Annotated in this window: 13 protein-coding genes and 2 pseudogenes; 8 read left to right on the forward strand and 7 right to left on the reverse strand. The window is 67.1% G+C overall.

Going from position 1 to position 18,190, the window contains the following annotated elements; translation table 11 throughout:
- Positions 1-432, reverse strand: a pseudogene (locus RT456_RS03330) (hypothetical protein); the annotation flags it as partial.
- A complete protein-coding gene (locus RT456_RS03335) occupies positions 429-983 on the reverse strand; it encodes an RNA polymerase sigma factor (protein WP_313342489.1) in 555 nt (184 codons plus the stop codon). The pseudogene RT456_RS03330 and the gene RT456_RS03335, both read right to left, overlap by 4 nt.
- Positions 984-1,225: 242 nt before the next feature.
- Here RT456_RS03335 and RT456_RS03340 point away from each other — a divergent pair, with 242 nt between their 5' ends.
- Entirely contained in the window at positions 1,226-4,096 is a 2,871-nt protein-coding gene (locus tag RT456_RS03340; protein ID WP_313342492.1) for an EAL domain-containing protein, read from the forward strand.
- Between the two features lies 1 nt (position 4,097).
- Here the strand turns inward: RT456_RS03340 and RT456_RS03345 are convergent, their stop codons facing one another.
- Positions 4,098-4,691, reverse strand: coding sequence for a TIGR00730 family Rossman fold protein (locus RT456_RS03345; protein ID WP_313342495.1), 594 nt, complete (start codon positions 4,689-4,691; stop codon positions 4,098-4,100).
- Positions 4,692-4,824: 133 nt separating this feature from the next.
- Positions 4,825-6,321, reverse strand: a complete 1,497-nt coding sequence (locus RT456_RS03350; protein ID WP_313342498.1) for an aminotransferase class III-fold pyridoxal phosphate-dependent enzyme — start codon at positions 6,319-6,321, stop codon at positions 4,825-4,827.
- A 212-nt stretch (positions 6,322-6,533) separates the two neighbouring features.
- Here RT456_RS03350 and queA point away from each other — a divergent pair, with 212 nt between their 5' ends.
- From queA to fabV, 6 genes are all read left to right on the forward strand, one after another.
- Positions 6,534-7,601: a tRNA preQ1(34) S-adenosylmethionine ribosyltransferase-isomerase QueA gene (gene queA, locus RT456_RS03355; protein ID WP_313342500.1), complete on the forward strand. Its 1,068-nt coding sequence runs from the start codon at positions 6,534-6,536 to the stop codon at positions 7,599-7,601.
- Between the two features lie 58 nt (positions 7,602-7,659).
- Positions 7,660-8,790 carry a tRNA guanosine(34) transglycosylase Tgt gene (gene tgt / locus RT456_RS03360; RefSeq protein ID WP_313342502.1) on the forward strand — a complete coding sequence of 377 codons (1,131 nt, stop codon included), beginning with the start codon at positions 7,660-7,662 and terminating at the stop codon, positions 8,788-8,790.
- Positions 8,791-8,942: 152 nt separating this feature from the next.
- A complete protein-coding gene (gene yajC, locus RT456_RS03365) occupies positions 8,943-9,287 on the forward strand; it encodes a preprotein translocase subunit YajC (RefSeq protein ID WP_313342504.1) in 345 nt (114 codons plus the stop codon).
- Between the two features lie 61 nt (positions 9,288-9,348).
- Positions 9,349-11,205 (forward strand): protein translocase subunit SecD, encoded by a 1,857-nt coding sequence (secD, locus tag RT456_RS03370; RefSeq protein ID WP_313342507.1) that lies wholly within the window; start codon positions 9,349-9,351, stop codon positions 11,203-11,205.
- A 16-nt stretch (positions 11,206-11,221) separates the two neighbouring features.
- Entirely contained in the window at positions 11,222-12,202 is a 981-nt protein-coding gene (gene secF / locus RT456_RS03375; protein ID WP_313342510.1) for a protein translocase subunit SecF, read from the forward strand.
- Between the two features lie 241 nt (positions 12,203-12,443).
- A complete protein-coding gene (gene fabV / locus RT456_RS03380) occupies positions 12,444-13,700 on the forward strand; it encodes an enoyl-ACP reductase FabV (protein ID WP_313342513.1) in 1,257 nt (418 codons plus the stop codon).
- 337 nt (positions 13,701-14,037) lie between these two features.
- Here the strand turns inward: fabV and RT456_RS03385 are convergent, their stop codons facing one another.
- The 3 genes from RT456_RS03385 to RT456_RS03395 form a co-directional block, all read right to left on the reverse strand.
- Positions 14,038-16,104 carry an EAL domain-containing protein gene (locus tag RT456_RS03385; protein WP_313342516.1) on the reverse strand — a complete coding sequence of 689 codons (2,067 nt, stop codon included), beginning with the start codon at positions 16,102-16,104 and terminating at the stop codon, positions 14,038-14,040.
- Between the two features lie 90 nt (positions 16,105-16,194).
- Positions 16,195-17,379, reverse strand: a complete 1,185-nt coding sequence (locus RT456_RS03390) for an NAD(P)/FAD-dependent oxidoreductase (protein WP_313342519.1) — start codon at positions 17,377-17,379, stop codon at positions 16,195-16,197.
- 10 nt (positions 17,380-17,389) lie between these two features.
- Positions 17,390-17,941 carry a YaeQ family protein gene (locus tag RT456_RS03395; protein ID WP_313342522.1) on the reverse strand — a complete coding sequence of 184 codons (552 nt, stop codon included), beginning with the start codon at positions 17,939-17,941 and terminating at the stop codon, positions 17,390-17,392.
- A 42-nt stretch (positions 17,942-17,983) separates the two neighbouring features.
- Between RT456_RS03395 and RT456_RS03400 the strand changes: the two are divergent.
- Positions 17,984-18,190 (forward strand): annotated as a pseudogene (locus RT456_RS03400) (pseudouridine synthase); the annotation flags it as partial.

The following is an 18,190-nucleotide window of genomic DNA, read 5'->3' on the forward strand; positions in this document are numbered from 1 at the left end:
CTCGGCAGCGATCTCCGCCACGGCGGCGGGTGCCTGCGCGACCCTTGCCATCGCCGTCCCGGCGTCGCTCTGGGCAGCTGGCATCGGCGCGGCAGCCGTATCGACGGCGGCTTCGACGGCCGCTTCGGGCATCGCTGGCGGCGGTGCATCCGGCTTGAGCTGCCAGGCAATGCCCACCGCGAACACCAGCGACGCGGCGAGGCCGAACGCGGCCGGCAGGCGCGAACGCGGGCGGCGCACGGCACGCGGCGCGGCGGCTGCCGTCGGGGACGCAGCGGCGCTTCCAGCAGCCACGCCGGCGGGCTGCACTGCGGCGCGCGCGGCCGCGAGCACGGCGTCGTCCAATGCCGCCGACGGCGCGCTGGGCGCGGCACGCCCGAGCAGGCGGGCCAGCTCGCGTTCTTCCGGCGTCAGTGGTTCAGGGCGGTTCATGGGTTCAACTCCGCACGCAGCTTGTCCATCGCGTAGCGCAGGCGCGATTTGACCGTTTCCCGGCCGACGCCCGTGATCTCCGCGATCTCTTCCAGGCTCAGCTCCTGCTCCAGCCGCAACTGCAGCACCGTGCGCTGGTCGTCCGGCAGCTGTTCCATCGCCAGCTGCAGCCGGCGGCGTTGTTCGAAGTCGGACAGCTGGGTCTCCGGCGTGCGGCTGTCGCTCATCCGTGCCACCCGCTCGTCGGCATCGCCGGGCGCTGCGGGCCGGTGGCGTGACGCGCGCCAGTGGTCATTGAGCCGATTATGGGCAATGCGGAACAGCCAGGTGGTGAAGGCGGCCTCGGGCTGCCAACCGGCCCGCGCGGCAATCACCCGCTGCCAGACGTCCTGGAACATCTCGTCGGCCAGTGCCGCATCGCGCAACTGGCGCAGCAGGAAGCTGTACAGGCGGTTGCGATGGCGCGCGTACAGGGTCTCGAACGCGCGCAGGTCGCCCTCGGCCCAGGCCAGCATCAGCGACTCGTCGGTTGGCAGGGCAGGGGCATCCACGGCGCACAGAGTAAGCGCTGAATGCGCCTGCGCATAGCGGGCGGGCCGGGGGATGGGTTGAGCCAGGCCCTGCCTGGCCGCGCGTGCAGTGGGCATCGAAAGGGAGTGCCGGAACGGAGAACACAGGAAAGAACGTCCATCGGCGGCAAATGGGGTCGATGGGCTTCCACAGCCCCCCGGTGGGCGCGCTATGCTCGGCGCACAGGGGAGGTGCCGGTCTTCCGGCGCCAGAAGAGATCAACATGTTGGCCAGCCAGGTAGTGACGTCCTCGGGGCATCCTGACCGTGGCGCGGTGGTTTCCACCGCGCTTGCACAGGCGCTGTGCGCGCTGCTGCCGGCCGGCGCACAGGTGGCGCTGGGCTGGTCCGATGCGGGGCTGGGCGAGGGCTGCGTGGAGCAGCCGGCGACGGCATCGGCCGAAGCCGCGCTTGTGGATGCACTGCTGGCGACGGTGCCTGCGCCCGACGGCCCGCTGCGCCGCTGGCAGCACCAGGGCGGGGAGTTGGCCATCCGTGCGCTGCTGCCCGACGGCGCGCCGCCGGACGAGACCTGGTGGGCCGTGGCGGCGCGCTGGCTGCAGGACGCGCTGGCCCTGGCCCGGCAGCGCGAGCAGATCAGGTCGCTGGAGACGTCCAAGCGTCTGCAGCAGGCGCTGTACGAGATCGCCGACCTGGCCGGTGCCGACCTGGAAATGACCGAGATGCTCCGGCATTTCCACCGGGTGCTCAATTCGCTGATGTACGCGCAGAACTGCTACATCGTCGAGTACGACGACGTGCGCCGGCGCATTCGCTTCCTGTACTTCGCCGACCAGCGCGACAGCTTCGTGGCCGATCCGGACCGCAGCTACGAAGAACATGAAATGCCGCGCAGCCTGACCTTTGCCCTGCTCCGTCATGGGCAGCCGCTCAGTGGGCCGTCCAATGAGCTGCTGGCGGCGATGAGTGACGAATACGACCCCAGCCGTGGCCCGGAAAGCCTGGACTGGCTCGGCGTGCCGATGCTGCGCGAAGGCCGCGTGTGCGGTGCGATCGTGGTGCAGAGCTACGAGCAGCGGGTGCGCTACAACGAGGCCGACCGCACCCTGCTGGGCTATGTGGCCCAGCACATCCTCACGGCGATGGACCGTCGCCAGGCACAGGTGCAGCTGGAGCGCCAGGTCGAGCGGCGCACGCTGGAGATCCAGCGCGCCAACCACAGCCTGCAGGAGGAGGTGATCGAGCGCCGCCGTGCGGAGAAGCTGCAGCTGGCCCTGTTCAACATCGCTGAAATGGCGATGAGCGCCGGGAGCCTGGCGCAGTTCTACGTGCAGGTGCACGGGGTGGTCGGCACGTTGCTGGATGCGCGCAATTTCTACATCGCGCTGGTGGATGAAAGCGGCGAAGGGCTGGAGTTCGTCTATTCCGTTGACGAGTACAACCCGGCGCGCGCCTCCCGGCCGTTCAGCAAGGGACTGACCGAATACATCGTGCGCAACCGCCAGCCGCTGCTGGCCTCGCGTGCGCACATCGATGCGCTCCGCGCGTCGGGCAGCGTGAACGAGTTCGGCGCGCGTTCGCACTGCTGGCTGGGCGTGCCGCTGCTCAGCGACGACGACGTGGTCGGCGTGATCGTGGTGCAGAGCTACTCACCCGAGATCAGCTTCACCGCGCATGACCAGCGCCTGCTTACGTTCGTGGCACAGAACATCGGCAACGGCCTGGCCCGCCAGCGCGACCAGCAGGACCTGCGCAGCGCGCATGCGGAACTGGAGAAGCGGGTCGAGGAACGCACCCGCGAGCTGGCCGAGGTCAACGACAAGCTGCTCGGGCAGATCGGCGAGCGCCTGCGTGCCGAACAGCGCCTCACCCACCAGGCCCTGCACGATGCGTTGACCGGATTGCCCAACCGCGCGCACCTGCTGGACAGCCTGGAGGACGCCATCGCGCGTGCCCGGGGCCGTGGCGGCCTGCGGTTCGCGGTGCTGTTCCTGGACCTGGACCGCTTCAAGCTCGTCAACGACAGCATCGGCCACGCGGCCGGCGACCAGATGCTGGTGGAGGTCGCCAAGCGCATCGTGTCGATGGTGGGCGCCGACGACGTGGTCGCGCGGCTTGGCGGCGACGAATTCGCGATCCTGCTCGAGTGCGAGCGCGGGCTGGAATCGGCGCGGGAGTTCTCGCAGCGCATGCTGGTGGCGCTGGAAGAGTCCATGTGGGTGCAGGGGCGCGAGTTGTTCCCCTCCGGCAGTCTGGGCATCGCGATGTGGAGCCCGCGCTACCGCAATGGCGAGGAGATGGTGCGCGACGCCGATGCGGCGATGTACCGCGCCAAGGCGCAGGGCAAGGATCGCTGCGCGGTGTTCGACGAGGCCATGCGCGAGGAGGCGCTGCGCAGCCTGGACCTGGAGGCCGACCTGCGCCGGGCCATCAACAACCGCGACTTCGTGCCGTACTACCAGCCCATCGTGCGCCTGCAGGACGGCGAGGTGGTCGGCTACGAGGCGCTGCTGCGCTGGAAGCATGAACGCCGCGGGCTGCTGCTGCCCAGCGCGTTCCTGGACCTGGGCGAGGAAAGCGGGCTGATCGAACAGGTGGACTGGCTGCTGTATGAGGACGTGATCGGGCAGCTTGCGCGCGGTGGCGAGGGCTATCTTTCGGTGAACGTGTCGCCGCGGCACTTCCGTTCGGCCGACTTCAGCACGCGCCTGTTCGGCCTGATCGAGGCGGCCGGCGCCGATCCGCGCCGGCTGCGGCTGGAGATCACCGAGGTGGCCCTGCTCGACGACGGCCCGCGCACGCTGCGCATCCTGGAGGCGCTGCGCGAGCGCGGCGTGCTGGTCCAGCTGGATGATTTCGGCACCGGTTTCTCAGCGCTGTCCTACCTGCACCGCTTCCCGATCTCAACGCTGAAGATCGACCAGAGCTTCATCGCCGGGCTGCATGGCCAGGACATCCAGAGCACCTACGCGCTCGTGCAGGGCGTGCTGTCGCTGGCGCGCACGCTGGGCATCGAGACGGTGGGCGAGGGCATCGAGAACATGGCCCAGCGGCAGACGTTGCTGCAACTGGGCTGCGATTACGGCCAGGGCTACCTGCTGGGCCGCCCTGCACCGATGGACACGTTCGTTTGAATCACACCAGCGCGTTGCGCCGCTTTTCGTCGATCCACTTCGACGCCTGCGCCGGCTCATAGGCGCGCATCCAGTCCAGCATGGCGTCGATGTCCGAGCCGTACCAGAGGTCGGCGCGCTGTGCAGGGTGCAGGAAGCGCTCTTCGACCATGCGGTCGATCATGCCGATCAGCGGGGCGTAGAAGCCGTCCACGTCCAGGAAGGCGCAGGGCTTGTTGCCGATGCCGAGCTGGCGCCAGGTGAGCATCTCGAAGATCTCTTCCATGGTGCCGAAGCCACCGGGCAGGGCGACGAAGGCATCGGACAGCTCGAACATGCGCGACTTGCGTTCATGCATCGAACCGACGATCTCAAGCTCGGTCAGGCCGCGGTGGGCCACTTCCCAGTCCGCCAGCTGCTGCGGAATGACCCCGGTCACTTCGCCGCCGCCGGCCAGCACGGCATTGGCGACGGTGCCCATCAGGCCCACATTGCCGCCGCCGTAAACAAGGCGCAGGCCATCGCGGGCGATGCGGTCGCCCAGCGCGATGGCGCGTTCGGTGTAGACGGGCTTGCTACCGGCGTTGGAGCCACAGTAAACGCAAATCGACTTCATTGGATCTTCCTGAAAACCCCCGCCGATGACCGATGAACCGGTTTCGTCGCGGGGTAGGTTGCGTGATGCGGGCGCGGATTATCGCATGACGTGGCAGTACGACCCTCTACGTGCGCAGGAAGATCTGGAGACGTCAGGCGGCTTCCGATTGTTCCCTGCGCGGTCCTTCCTTCAGCGCACGGCCCACCAGGCCCACCAGCAGGTCCAGCTCCTCGCTGTCCATGCCGAAGTGCGGGGTGAACCGCAGCGAATTCTCGCCGCCATGGATGACGTTGATGCCATGGTTGCGCAGCCATTCCTCGGTGGAATGGGTGCCGTAGCACTTGAACTGGGGCGCCAGCTCGCACGAGAACAGCAGGCCGGTGCCCTGGACCTTGGTGATCAGCCCGCCCAGCTCCGCCTTGAGCTGTTCGAGCTTGCGCACCGCTTCTTCGCCGCGGACGCGGATGTTGTCGCGCACGTCCGGGGTCAGCAGCGACAGCGTGGCGCAGGCCACGTCCAGTGCGCGCGGATTGGACGTCATCGTGTTGCCGTAGATGCCCTTGCGGTACAGCTGCGCCGCGTGTTCGGTGACCGCCAGGACCGAGAGCGGGAACTGCGCCGCGTTCAGGGCCTTGGAGTAGGTCTCCATGTCCGGCACGTCCAGGCCTTCGAAGCCCGGGTAGTCCACGATCGACAGCACGCCATGCGCGCGCAGGCCGGCCTGGATGGAATCCAGCAGCAGCAGGCTGCCGTGCTGGCGGGTGAGTTCGCGGGCCAGCGCGTAGAACGACGGCGGCACCGAGCGGCCCGGGTCGCCTTCGCCCATCACCGGCTCCAGGAACACCGCTTCGATGAACCAGTGGTTCTGCTCGGCCTCGGCGAACACCCGCTTCAGCGCGTCCTCGTCGTAGGGCGCGATGGCGATGACGGTGTCCTCGCCACGATAGCTGGCCAGGTGCTGCATATAGGTCTTGCGGCTGGAATCGGAGTACAGCCCGGGGCGGTCGGTGCGGCCATGGAAACTGCCCTTGACCACCACGCGTTTGATCCGGGCGCCGGCGTGGCGGGCACCGGGGTCGGTCTGCAGCTTGGCGTTCACATCGGCGATGCGCGCGGCCAGGCCGACGGCTTCGGACCCGGAGTTCAGGCACATGAAGTGGCTGTACGGGCAGCCGCCGCGACGGTGCCCGATCTCGCGCCGCAGTGCCTGGATGAAGCGCTGCTGGGACAGGCTCGGGGTCATCACGTTGGCCATCACCTGCGGGGCGGACATCGCCTCCAGCACCGGCGCCGGGGTGTGCCCGAAGCCGAGCATACCGTAGCCACCGGCGTCGTACAGCACCGCACCTTTGAGCGTGACCACCCACGCGCCGCGCGCGGCGAGGGCGACATACGGGGTCACCGCGTCATCGGCATAGAAATTGACGAAACCGTCCTGCATGGCCTCGATCTGGGCACGCTCATCCAGCGGCAAAAGGGCCGCCAGATCGGCGCGGACGCGCTCGAATTCTGCGGCGGCAGCCTCCACCGCGGCAACCAGCTGCGGGTGGCCGGCGGCCAGGCGGTCGAGGGTCGCGTCATCCAGGCCGGCGGTGAGACGGGTGCCGGGCTGGGCGCGCAGGGGGGCGAGGCGTTCGATGAAGCTCATTGCAGATCTCCTGACACGATTGGCGGCACGGCGGAAAAGCAAAACGCGCGTCTATTCGCGCGCGCTTCGGGCATTCCTGCTCGTGCATCAGACTTCCGGTTCGATGCTAGCACGCGGCTTTTCGCGCGATAACCCCGGCGAAAACTGTTGCATAGCAGCATTTTGCGCGACGTTTGCTGTCACTCGCGTTGCCACCGGGGGCCAGTCGTACAATGCGCGACATTGTCGACCTGTTGCCGTGCGCTCCCTTGAAGAAGTCCGATTTCCATTACGACCTGCCTGCCGAACTGATCGCCCAGGCCCCGCTCGCCGAGCGTTCGGCCAGCCGCCTGATGCTGGTGCCGCAGGCGCCGGCGCCCTTCGAACACCGCCAGGTGCGTGACCTGCCTGGGCTGCTGAACGCCGGCGACCTGCTGGTGTTCAACGACACCCGGGTCATTCCGGCGCGGTTGTTCGGGCAGAAGGCCAGCGGCGGGCGGGTCGAGATCCTGATCGAGCGCCTGCTCGGCGGCCAGCAGGCCCGGGCTCAGGTGGGGGCCAGCAAGTCGCCCAAGCCGGGGAGCCGGATCGCGCTGGATGCCGGCGGCGAGGCCGAAGTGCTGGGCCGTGATGGCGAGTTCTACGTGCTGCGCTTCCATGTGCCCGAGGCATTGGAGCAGTGGCTGCTGCACGCCGGCCGGCTGCCCCTGCCGCCGTACATCCAGCGCGAGCCAGGCGTTGACGACCGCGAGCGCTACCAGACCGTGTTCGCGCGTGAAGTCGGTGCCGTGGCCGCGCCTACCGCCGGCCTGCATTTCGATGAGGCCCTGCTGGCGACGCTGAAGGCCCAGAGCGTGGACGTCGGCCACGTGACCCTGCACGTGGGGGCGGGCACCTTCCAGCCGGTCCGGGCCGACGACCTGAAGGACCACGTGATGCACCGCGAGTGGCTCAACGTGGGCGCCGAGCTGGTCCAGCAGGTGCGCCGCACGCGCGCCGCCGGCGGCCGGGTGATCGGCGTGGGCACCACGGTGGTGCGCGCGCTGGAAAGCGCCATGCGTGAGGGCGAGCTGCTGCCGTACGCAGGGGAAACCCAGATCTTCATCACGCCCGGGTACCGGATCCGCAGCGTGGACGCGATGATCACCAACTTCCACCTGCCCGAGAGCACGCTGCTGATGATGATCTCGGCCTTTGCCGGCCAGGCCCGCGTCTTCGAGGCCTACCAGGCCGCGATCGAGGAAAAATACCGGTTCTTCAGCTACGGCGACGCCATGCTGCTGTTCCCGCAGGCGGATTGAAGGCGGGCACGGTCATTTTCGGCGACAATAGGCAATTATTTGCCCGAATGACCGTTCCATGTCCCGACTCCAGTTCCAGCTCCAGACCACCGACGGGCGCGCCCGCCGCGGCCGCCTGACCTTCCCGCGCGGAACCGTGGAAACCCCGGCGTTCATGCCGGTGGGCACCTATGGGTCGGTCAAGGGCATCCTGCCGGAGCAGATCCGTGCGCTGGGCGCGGAGATCATCCTGGGCAACACCTTCCACCTCTATCTGCGCCCGGGCCTGGACGTGATCGCCGACCATGGCGGGCTGCACGGCTTCGCGCGCTGGAGTGGCCCGATCCTCACCGATTCGGGCGGTTTCCAGGTGTTCTCGCTGGCCCACCGCCGCAAGATCACCGAACAGGGCGTCACCTTCGCCTCGCCGACCGACGGCGCCCGCGTGTTCCTCGGGCCGGAAGAGAGCATGAAGATCCAGAAGGTGCTCGATTCGGACGTCGTGATGATCTTCGACGAGTGCACCCCGTACCCGGCCACCGAGCCGGTGGCGCGCACCTCGATGGAACTGAGCCTGCGCTGGGCGCAGCGCAGCCGCAACGCGCACGATGCGCTGGGCAACGATGCGGCGCTGTTCGGCATCGTCCAGGGCGGGGTCCATCACGACCTGCGCAGCCGCTCGGCCGAGGGCCTGCAGCAGATCGGCTTCGACGGCTATGCCATCGGCGGCCTGGCCGTGGGTGAGCCCGAGCACGAGCGCAACGCCATGCTCGACCACATGCATCCGATCCTGCCGGCCGACCGCCCGCGCTACCTGATGGGGGTGGGGCGCCCGGAAGACCTGGTCGAAGGCGTCGCGCGCGGGGTGGACATGTTCGACTGCGTGATGCCCACCCGCAATGCCCGCAACGGCCACTATTTCACCTCGTTCGGCACCGTTCGCATCCGCAACGCCCGCTACGAGCGCGACATGGACACCATCGAGCCGGGCTGCGGCTGCCATGCCTGCACCAGCGGCTACACCCGCTCGTACCTGCGCCACCTGGACCGCTGCAATGAAATGCTGGCGCCGATGCTGGGCACCATCCACAACCTGTATTACTACGAGAAACTGATGGCCGACATGCGTGCGGCCATCGCGGCGGGAACCTTTACGGCCTTCCGCGAGTCGTTCTACACGGCCCGGGGCATGGCCACGCCGTCGCTGTAACGCACGGCCCGACCCCGGATCCGGCGCGCCGACCGTGCCGAACGGCCCAAGGACGAAGTCCCGGGGCCGTGGCATACTTCGCGGCTGACCACTGTTTCGCGGCGACATCCAGCCCCACAAGGGCCGGGCGCCTCCCAACCCAAGGACACACCATGAACCTGCTCGCCTTCCTGATCCCCGCCGCACACGCCCAGGCCGCTGGCGGCCAGCCGCAGGGCTTCGGCCTGACCACGCTGCTGTTCCCGATCATCCTGATCGCGATCATGTACTTCCTGATGATCCGCCCCCAGATGAAGCGCCAGAAGGAACACAAGGCGATGCTGGAGAAGATCAAGATCGGCGACGAAGTGCTGACCAATGGCGGCATCGCCGGCGTGGTCAAGGCCATCGGCGACAACTTCATCACCATCGAAGTGGCCGACAACGTGAACATCCGCGTGCAGAAGGGCGCCGTGGGCAACGTGCTGCCGACCGGCACCCTCAAGTCGGCCAACTGAGCCGTTCCCTTTCCGATGCACAACCGCGGCGCCGGGACTGGCGCCGCGCAGGAACCTGGCAATGCTTGAATTTCCACGCTGGAAGTACGTCGTCATCCTGATCGTACTGGCGCTCAGCACCCTGTATGCGCTGCCCAACATCTACCAGAAAGACCCCGCCGTGCAGATCACCGCCAACCGTGGCGGGCAGGTCGACAACGCCCTGCGCGATCGCGTGCTGGCCGACCTCAAGCAGGCCGGCATCAGCACCGTCGGCGCGGAGGTGGAGGGTGACAGCCTGATCGTGCGCCTGACCGACCTGCAGACGCAGGCGGCCGCCAGCGAGAAGCTGCGCGACAGCGTGGGCGAAAACTACACCGTGGCCCTGAACCTGGCCTCGACCGTGCCGGACTGGCTGTCCAGGCTGGGTGGGCGCCCGATGGTGCTGGGCCTTGACCTGCAGGGCGGCGTGCACTTCGTGCTGCAGGTGGACCAGAAGGCCGCGGTCGACAAGCGCATGGACGCCTACGCCGAAGACGTGCGCGGTACGCTGCGCGAGTCGCGCGTGCCGTTCCAGTCGGTCGAACGCCGTCCGGACAATTCCATCGTGGCGTCGCTGAGCCCGTCCACTGACGATGCCGCCGTGGAGCGTGCCCGCGTGGCGCTGGCCAAGGCACAGCCGACGCTGGGCTACGACGTGGTCGGCAAGCGCATCACGGTGACGGTGCCGGAATCGGAGCTGAGCCAGATCACCAACGGTGCGATCGAGCAGAACATCAACACGCTGCGCAACCGTGTAAACCAGCTGGGCGTGGCCGAACCGATCATCCAGCGCCAGGGTGCCGACCGCGTGGTCGTGCAGCTGCCGGGCGTGCAGGACACCGCCGAAGCCAAGCGCATGATCGGCGCCACCGCCACGCTGGAATACCGTGCCGTGGTGGAAGGCAACGCGCAGGACGCGATCGCCTCGGGCCGCATTCCGCCGGAAGCCAAGGTGTACCAGCGCCGCGACCAGGGCGGGCCGATCCTGCTGAACAAGCGGGTGATCGTCACCGGTGACCAGATGGTGGCCGCCCAGGCCGTCACCGATGCCACTACCGGCACCCCGTCGGTCAGCGTCACGCTGAACAGCGTCGGCGGCCAGCGCATGTTCGACTTCACCAGTGCCAACGTGAACAAGCCGATGGCCGTGGTCTACACCGAGCGTGTGCCGACCGTGACCGAGGTGGATGGCAAGGAAGTGCGCAGCTTCCGCGTCAACGAGGAAGTGATCTCGGTGGCCAACATCAACGGCGTGTTCGGCAAGCAGTTCCAGACCACCGGTCTGGAGAAGAAGGAAGCCGAAGACCTGGCCAAGCTGCTGAAGTCCGGCTCGCTGGCCGCACCGATGGACTTCGTCGAAGAGCGCGTGGTCGGCCCCAGCCTGGGTGCCGAGAACGTCGAGCGCGGCATCACCGCGGTCATCTACGCGTTCATGTTCACGCTGATCTTCTTCACCGTGTACTACCGCATGTTCGGCCTGATCACCTCGGCCGCGATGCTGTTCAACCTGCTGATCGTGGTGGCGGTGATGTCGCTGTTCGGTGCCACGATGACCCTGCCTGGCTTCGCCGGTCTGGCGCTGTCGGTCGGCCTGTCGGTGGACGCCAACGTGCTGATCAACGAGCGCATCCGCGAAGAACTGCGTGCGGGGGTGCCGGGCAAGACGGCCATCGTGACCGGTTACGAGCGGGCCAGCGGCACCATCCTCGACGCCAACCTGACCGGTCTCATCGTCGGCGTGGCCCTGTTTGCCTTCGGCACGGGTCCACTGAAGGGCTTCGCCCTGACGATGATCATCGGCATCTTCGCCTCGATGTTCACGGCGATCACCGTATCGCGCGCGTTGGCGACGCTGATCTACGGCCGCCGCAAGAAGCTCCAGAACGTGGCCATCTGACGGGACGACACGCACAATGAAACTGTTTCCGCTGCATATCCTCCCGAACGACACCAAGATCGACTTCATGCGTTGGCGCCATGTTGCAATGGCCGTCACCATCGCGTTGTTCCTGGCCTCCGTCGGCATCGTTGCCTTCAAGGGCTTCACCTTCGCGCTGGACTTTACCGGCGGCACCCTGATCGAAGCCCGCTTCGAACGCCCGGTGGACGTCGAGCAGGTCCGTTCCCGCCTGGAAGCCACCGGCTTCGAGGGCACCCAGGTGCAGAGCTTCGGTGGCAACACCGACGTGCTGATCCGCCTGGCCCCGCACGGCGAACACGCGCCCGGCACCGGCGCAGCCAGTGCCGAGGACAAGGCCACGGGCGCGGCCGTACTCAAGGCGATTTCCAGCACTGAGAATCCGGCCACGATCCTGCGCAACGAGTTCGTTGGTCCGCAGATCGGCAAGGACCTGGCGATGAATGGCCTGTACGCCACCATCTTCATGCTGGCCGGCTTCCTGATCTACATCGGCTTCCGGTTCGAATGGAAGTTCGCGGTCACGGCCAGCATCGTGGCGCTGTTCGACCTGCTGGTGACGCTGGCGTACGTGTCGCTGCTGGGTCGCGAGTTCGACCTGAACGTGCTGGCCGGTCTGCTGTCGGTGATGGGCTTTGCCATCAACGACATCATCGTGGTGTTCGACCGCGTCCGCGAAAACTTCCGCAGCCTGCGGGTGGAACCGCTGGAAGTGCTGAACCGTTCGATCAACCAGACGCTGTCGCGTACGGTGATCACCGCGGTGATGTTCTTCCTGTCGGCGCTGGCGCTGTACATGTACGGCGGTGCGTCGATGGAAGGCCTGGCCGAGACCCACATGGTGGGTGCGGTGGTGGTGGTGCTGTCGTCGATCCTGGTGGCCGTGCCCATGCTGACCATCGGCTTCCTGCGCGTCAGCAAGCAGGACCTGCTGCCGAAGGCCAAGGACGTCGAAGCATTGGCTCGGCGGCCGTAACGGCGCCGGCCTCTGGCCGTCAGCCCGCTTTGGAAAGGCCGCGCTCTGCGCGGCCTTTTCTTTTGCCGGCTGGGTTTACCGCGTTGCCACGCAGGGCGTGGCACTACCGTACCCACCCGTCGGTTGTGCTGCGCCGCCGCGCGCACTACGATCCCATGCGTTCCGCGCAGCCGTTTCGATGGCGCGCATCCCCCCTTTCAATACGCAGGCCAGGCCTGCGTCTGTTCCCATCGAGGTCTACATGGTCATCAAACCGCGTGTGCGCGGCTTCATCTGCGTCACCACCCATCCGGTCGGCTGTGACGCTGCGGTCAAGCAGCAGATCGACTACATCCAGGCACAGCCGAAGATCCACAACGGTCCCAAGCGCGTGCTGGTGCTCGGCGCCTCCACCGGTTATGGCCTGGCCGCGCGCATCACGGCCGCGTTCGGCAGCGGCGCCGCCACGCTGGGCGTGTTCTTCGAGCGTCCGGGCACCGAGACCAAGCCCGGCACTGCCGGCTGGTACAACTCCGCGGCGTTCCACAGGTATGCCGAGCAGGCCGGCCTGTACGCCAAGAGCGTGAATGGTGATGCGTTCTCCGACGAGGTCAAGGCCAAGGTCATCGCGCTGATCCGCGAGGACCTGGGCCAGGTCGACCAGGTGGTGTACAGCCTGGCCGCGCCGCGCCGCAAGCACCCCAGGACCGGTGAAGTGATCAACTCGACGCTGAAGCCGATCGGCGCGCCGATCACGCTGCGCGGCCTGGACACCGACAAGGAAGTGATCACGCAGACGACGATCGAACCGGCGACGCCGGAAGAAATCGCCGGCACGGTCGCGGTCATGGGCGGCGAAGACTGGCAGATGTGGATCGATGCGCTGCTGGAGGCCGGTGTGCTGGCCGACGGCGCGACCACCACGGCCTTCACCTACGTGGGTGAGGAAATCACGCAGGCCATCTACTGGAACGGTTCGATCGGTGCGGCCAAGAAGGACCTGGACGAGAAGGTGCAGGGCATCCGCGCGAAGCTGGCCCCGATCGGCGGCGATGCGCGCGTGTCGGTACTCAAGGCCGTGGTGACACAGGCCAGCTCGGCCATTCCGACCATGCCGCTTTACCTGTCGTTGCTGTTCAAGGTGATGAAGGAAAAGGGCACGCACGAGGGCTGCATCGAGCAGCTCGACACGCTGTACGACATCCTTTACGGCGGCAAGGACACGGGCACCGCTACCGAGCGTCTGCGCCACCAGCTGCTGGCCGATGGCCGCACCGTTGAACTGGTCGACGAAGCCGGTCGCCTGCGCGCGGATTACAAGGAAATGGCCCCGGACGTACAGACCGAAGTGGTCAAGCTGTGGCCGCAGGTGACCAACGAGAACCTGTACGAGATCAGCGACCTGGCCGGCTACAAGGCCGACTTCCTGCGCCTGTTCGGGTTCGGCGTGGAAGGCGTGGACTACGAAGCGGACGTGGCCACCGATGTGGCCATTCCGAACCTGGTTGATATGACCTGATCGACGGCATGCCGACCCACGGTCGGCATCTACCGGCAATCCATGAAAAATGCCGCCCGATGGGCGGCATTTTTTTGGGTTATCGCGTGCGTACAAAAAGAGCAGACACGCATGGCGTGTCTCTACGACGGTATGCCGGTGGACCAAAAACGAAACTGCATTTGACGTTGCTCGCCCCCGGCCACCAGCCAACCGTCAAAGGGTCGGCGGGGGTGGGTTTGCGGGACTGTAGAAAACATGGATGTTTTCTACAAGCCTACATGGACGTATTCACGGCGTGTCCCGCAAACCCACCGCCGCCGGCCCAAAGCAGTGACATCTGCAGGCATGAGCTTAATCAGAAATCGAAGTTCATCACCGGGCCCGCCGGGCCCACGAACTCGCCCTGCACGTAATCGACGCCCGCGCTGAACAACAGGCTCATCGAACCGTTGTCGGCCACGAACTCGGCGATCGTGCGGATGTTGGCTTCCTGCGCGCGCGTGGTGATTTCCTTGATCTTCTCGCTGTTCTCGCGGGTGCGGGCGAAATCGCTGGTGAAGTCGCGGTCCAGCTTGAGGAACTGCGGCTGGAAGTGCGCCAGCAGCTGGAACGAATCCAGGCCCGAACCGAACTGCTCCAGGCCGATCCGGCAGCCCAACGGCACCACGTCGGCCAGGAACTGCTGGGCATTGCGCAGGTGCGTAAACACCTTGGCTTCCGGCGCGTGCAGCCACAGCCGCTCGCCCGGCACGCCCTGTGCCTGCAGTTCGCGACGGATCGTGGCCACCATCTGCGGGTCGTTGAACGACTCCGGCGTGATCTTGACCATCATGTGCGTCGCGTGACCGGCTCGCTCGCGTTCGCCCAGCACGCCGATGGCGTGCTTCACCACCCACCGGTTGATGTCCGCCAGCAGCCCGTGTTCCTCGGCGATCCCCAGGAACGCGGTGGGGCTGACCAGTTCGCCATTGTTGTCCAGGCGCAGGAAGGCCTCGTACAACTCCAGCGGCTCGCCGCCCAGATTGAGCACCGGCTGGTAGTAGAGCTGGAAACCGTCGCCGGACAGCGCCTCGTTGATGCGCGCCACCCAGCGCTGGATGCGCTCTTCCTCCACGCGGTCGATCGCGGCCGGGTCGAAGATGCGGCTCGTGTTGCCCAGCTCCGAAGCGGCCTGCTGGCATTCCGTGGCGCGTGCCAGGACCTGCCCGATGCTCGCGATTTTCTCACCGACCTGCACGCCGCCGATGCTGACCGTCACCGTCGCGGAGCGCTCGCCGATGCTGAACACCTGGCCGGCAAACGCGTCGCGGATCTGATCGGCCAACGCCTCGGTCTGGGCAAACGCGCCCTCGGTCAGCACCGCGAAACTGTGCTCGTTGAAGCGGGCCACCTGCACTCCGTCGCCGACGGCAGCCGCCAGCACCCGGGCGAGGGCGGCGATCAGCGCATCGGCCGAGTCCAGCCCGATGTCCGGCAGCAGCCGTGCGTAATGGTCCGGTTCGACCAGCAGCAGGCCGAAGCGGCCCTCGCTGCGACCGGCCTGGGCCACGGCCTGCTCCACATGCAGCATGAAGGTCGGGCGGTTGAGCAGGCCGGTCACCTGGTCGCGCTGGCGCAGGTCCTCGACCTCGCGCGCCAGCTCCGGGTCGAACTCCATCCGGCGGCGGAACACCACCTGCAGGCAGCTCTCGCCCTCGTAGGTGGCCGGCGTGAATTCCATGGTCGCGGCGAACACCGCGCCGTCCTGGTTGCGCGCGTCCACCTGGTACTGCGGCGGTGGCGCCTCACCCTTGCTCAACGACTTGAGCAGCTGCTTGAAGCCGTCCACGTGCTGCGGCGCAACCATGTCCAGCAACGAAATGCCTTCCACGTCGTCGAACGCTTCAAACCCGAACATCTCCAGGTAGGCCTCGTTCGCACGGATGTGCATGCCTTCGTGGACGTAGGCGATCGGGTCGCGCGAGGAGGAGATCAGCGCATCACAGCGGCGCTCGGTCTCGCGCATCTGCGCCTCGATCCGACGCAGGCCGCGGCGGGCATGCAGGTCGGTCCACTCGTTGCGGACCACCGCCAGCAGGTGCTCGGGGCGATGGCGCAGGGCGACCGCACGGATGCCGTTGGCACCGGCTTCCACCCATTCGGATTCGTTGATGGTCTCGGCCAGCAGGATCATCGGAATGTCCTTGCCGCTGGCCGCGATCTGCTGGGTGACCAGGAGCAGCGGAATGCTCTGCGCGGGGGCGGCCAGGACCAGGTCGATCGGCTGGCTGCCGATGATCTGCGCCAGCTCTTCGCCGTTCTGCGGGCGCGCCGGGCGCACGGCAATGCCGCTGTTGCGCAGCATGCTGACGATGGTTTCGGCATTCTCGCCGCTGTCATCCACGATCAACAGGCGGACGGTGATGTCATTCGCGTTCTGCATTCACTACTCCCCAGACTGCAAACTTGATACACGATGCGTGTGACTACGTCCATGCCGGCGATGGCCGCCGATCACAGATTGTGAGGGCGGTTACACCACCTGGCCGGCGGCATGGCCACTGGCCCAGGCCCACTGGAAGTTGTATCCGCCCAACCAGCCGGTGACGTCGAGCACTTCGCCGATGAAATGCAGGCCCGGCACCAGCTGCGATTCGAACGTGCTGGACGACACCTTGCGGGTGTCCACCCCGCCCAGCGTGACCTCTGCAGTACGGTACCCCTCGGTGCCGCTGGCGACCAGAGGGAAGTCCTGCAGCAGTGCGGCGGCCTTGAGCAGCTCGCGCTCGTCGATCTGGCGCACCGGGCGGTCGGGCAGCCAATGCTCGCACAGGCGCACGGCTAAGCGTCGTGGCAGCACCTCGGACAGCACCGTGCGCAGTTCGGCCGCGCCCCGGTCGCGCTTCATCGCGCGCAGCCAGGCCTCGGCATCCTGGCCGGGCAGCAGGTCCAGGTGCAACGCGTCGCCGGGCTGCCAGAACGAAGAGATCTGCAGGATCGCCGGGCCACTGACGCCCCGATGGGTGATCAGCATCGAGTTGCGGAACTCCATGTCGTTGCAGCGTGCCGCCACCGGCAGCGCGACCCCGCTCAGCTCGTGGAAGCGCTCCTGGTGCGTGCCGCTGAGGGTCAATGGCACCAGTCCGGCCCGGGTCGGCAGCAGCGCATGGCCGAACTGCCGCGCCAGCTCGTAGCCAAAGCCGGTCGCGCCCAGGCTGGGAATGGACAGGCCACCGGTGGCGACCACCAGCGAGGCGGCATGGAAGCGCCCCTGCGCGGTCTGCACATGGAAGCCGTCGGCCCCACGCTCGACACGCTCCACGGCACAATCGGTACGGATGTTCACCCCGGCCGCGGTGCACTCGTCCACCAGCATGCGCACGATCTGCTTGGACGACACATCACAGAACAGCTGGCCCAGTTCCTTTTCGTGGAAGGCGATGCCATGCCGCTCCACCATGCCGATGAAGTCCCACGGCGTGTAGCGCGCCAGTGCCGACTTGCAGAAGTGCGGGTTGGACGACAGGAAGTTGGCGGGCGTGGTGCCGGTGTTGGTGAAGTTGCAGCGGCCGCCCCCGGACATCAGGATCTTCTTGCCGACCTTGTTGGCATGGTCGATGACCTGCACGATGCGCCCGCGCTGACCGGCCGTCAGCGCGCACATCAGCCCGGCCGCGCCGGCACCGACCACCAGCACATCGCAGCGGATCGTACTCATCGCGCTTGGCTCACGCCTGTGGCTTCTGCTTGCGCCAGGTCGGGGTGACGCTCAGCTCTGCCTTGTCCGAGATCAGCCGCACTTCGCCATCCTGGATCATCACGTCCCAGCGCATGGTGCGCTCGATCTGGGCGGCCCACTCACTGACGAACTCGCCCGGCAGCTCCATGACGTCAAGCGCCGAGAGCTTGTTCAATGCCGAACTGTTGCGCTTCCACCAGATCTCGGAGGCGTTGCCGCCGTACATGACCAGCTGCACGGCGCGTGCGCGGCCCGCGGCCTTGCGCAGGCGCGATTCGTCCGGCTGGCCCAGCTCGATCCACAGCTCGATGTCCCCGGTGTAATCGCGGCGCCACAGGTCCGGCTCGTCGTCCACGCTCAGGCCGCGGCCGAACTCCAGCCGGTCGTCGGCATTCAGGGCAAAGGCCAGCAGCCGCACCATGAGGCGATCGTCATTCTCGGACGGGTGCTGGGCCAGGGTCAGGTTGTGGGTCGCGTAGTAACCGCGATCCATGTCGCTGATCTGCAGCTCGGCCTTGCGGATGGTGGCGGTGAGGGCCATGGGGGTACCGTAAACAAAGAGCGCCATGATAATGCTTGGGCCATGATCCCGTCCGATTCCATCCTGCCCGGCGTACCTGCCAGCCGCCTGCAGTTGCCGCCCGGCGACTGGCCCAGCCTGCTGGACGGGCTGTGCGCGCGGTTTCCGCGCATCGCGCGCGCGCAGTGGCTGGACCGCTTCGCGCGCGGGCGGGTCCAGGACGCCCAGGGCAGGGCGCTGGCGCCCCAGCACCCTTGGCGGGTGGGGCTG

It is taken from the genome of Stenotrophomonas sp., assembly GCF_032099025.1.
In the GTDB taxonomy this organism is placed as follows: Bacteria; Pseudomonadota; Gammaproteobacteria; order Xanthomonadales; family Xanthomonadaceae; genus Stenotrophomonas.

Coding starts and splice junctions, on each gene's coding strand:
- RT456_RS03340 (WP_313342492.1), top strand. CDS start 1,226: ATGTTGGCCAGCCAGGTAGTGACGTCCTCGGGGCATCCTGACCGTGGC.
- secD (WP_313342507.1), top strand. CDS start 9,349: ATGCTTGAATTTCCACGCTGGAAGTACGTCGTCATCCTGATCGTACTG.
- fabV (WP_313342513.1), top strand. CDS start 12,444: ATGGTCATCAAACCGCGTGTGCGCGGCTTCATCTGCGTCACCACCCAT.
- RT456_RS03345 (WP_313342495.1), bottom strand. CDS start 4,691: ATGAAGTCGATTTGCGTTTACTGTGGCTCCAACGCCGGTAGCAAGCCC.
- RT456_RS03390 (WP_313342519.1), bottom strand. CDS start 17,379: ATGAGTACGATCCGCTGCGATGTGCTGGTGGTCGGTGCCGGCGCGGCC.
- RT456_RS03385 (WP_313342516.1), bottom strand. CDS start 16,104: ATGCAGAACGCGAATGACATCACCGTCCGCCTGTTGATCGTGGATGAC.
- secF (WP_313342510.1), top strand. CDS start 11,222: ATGAAACTGTTTCCGCTGCATATCCTCCCGAACGACACCAAGATCGAC.
- yajC (WP_313342504.1), top strand. CDS start 8,943: ATGAACCTGCTCGCCTTCCTGATCCCCGCCGCACACGCCCAGGCCGCT.
- RT456_RS03350 (WP_313342498.1), bottom strand. CDS start 6,321: ATGAGCTTCATCGAACGCCTCGCCCCCCTGCGCGCCCAGCCCGGCACC.
- queA (WP_313342500.1), top strand. CDS start 6,534: ATGCGCGACATTGTCGACCTGTTGCCGTGCGCTCCCTTGAAGAAGTCC.
- tgt (WP_313342502.1), top strand. CDS start 7,660: ATGTCCCGACTCCAGTTCCAGCTCCAGACCACCGACGGGCGCGCCCGC.
- RT456_RS03395 (WP_313342522.1), bottom strand. CDS start 17,941: ATGGCCCTCACCGCCACCATCCGCAAGGCCGAGCTGCAGATCAGCGAC.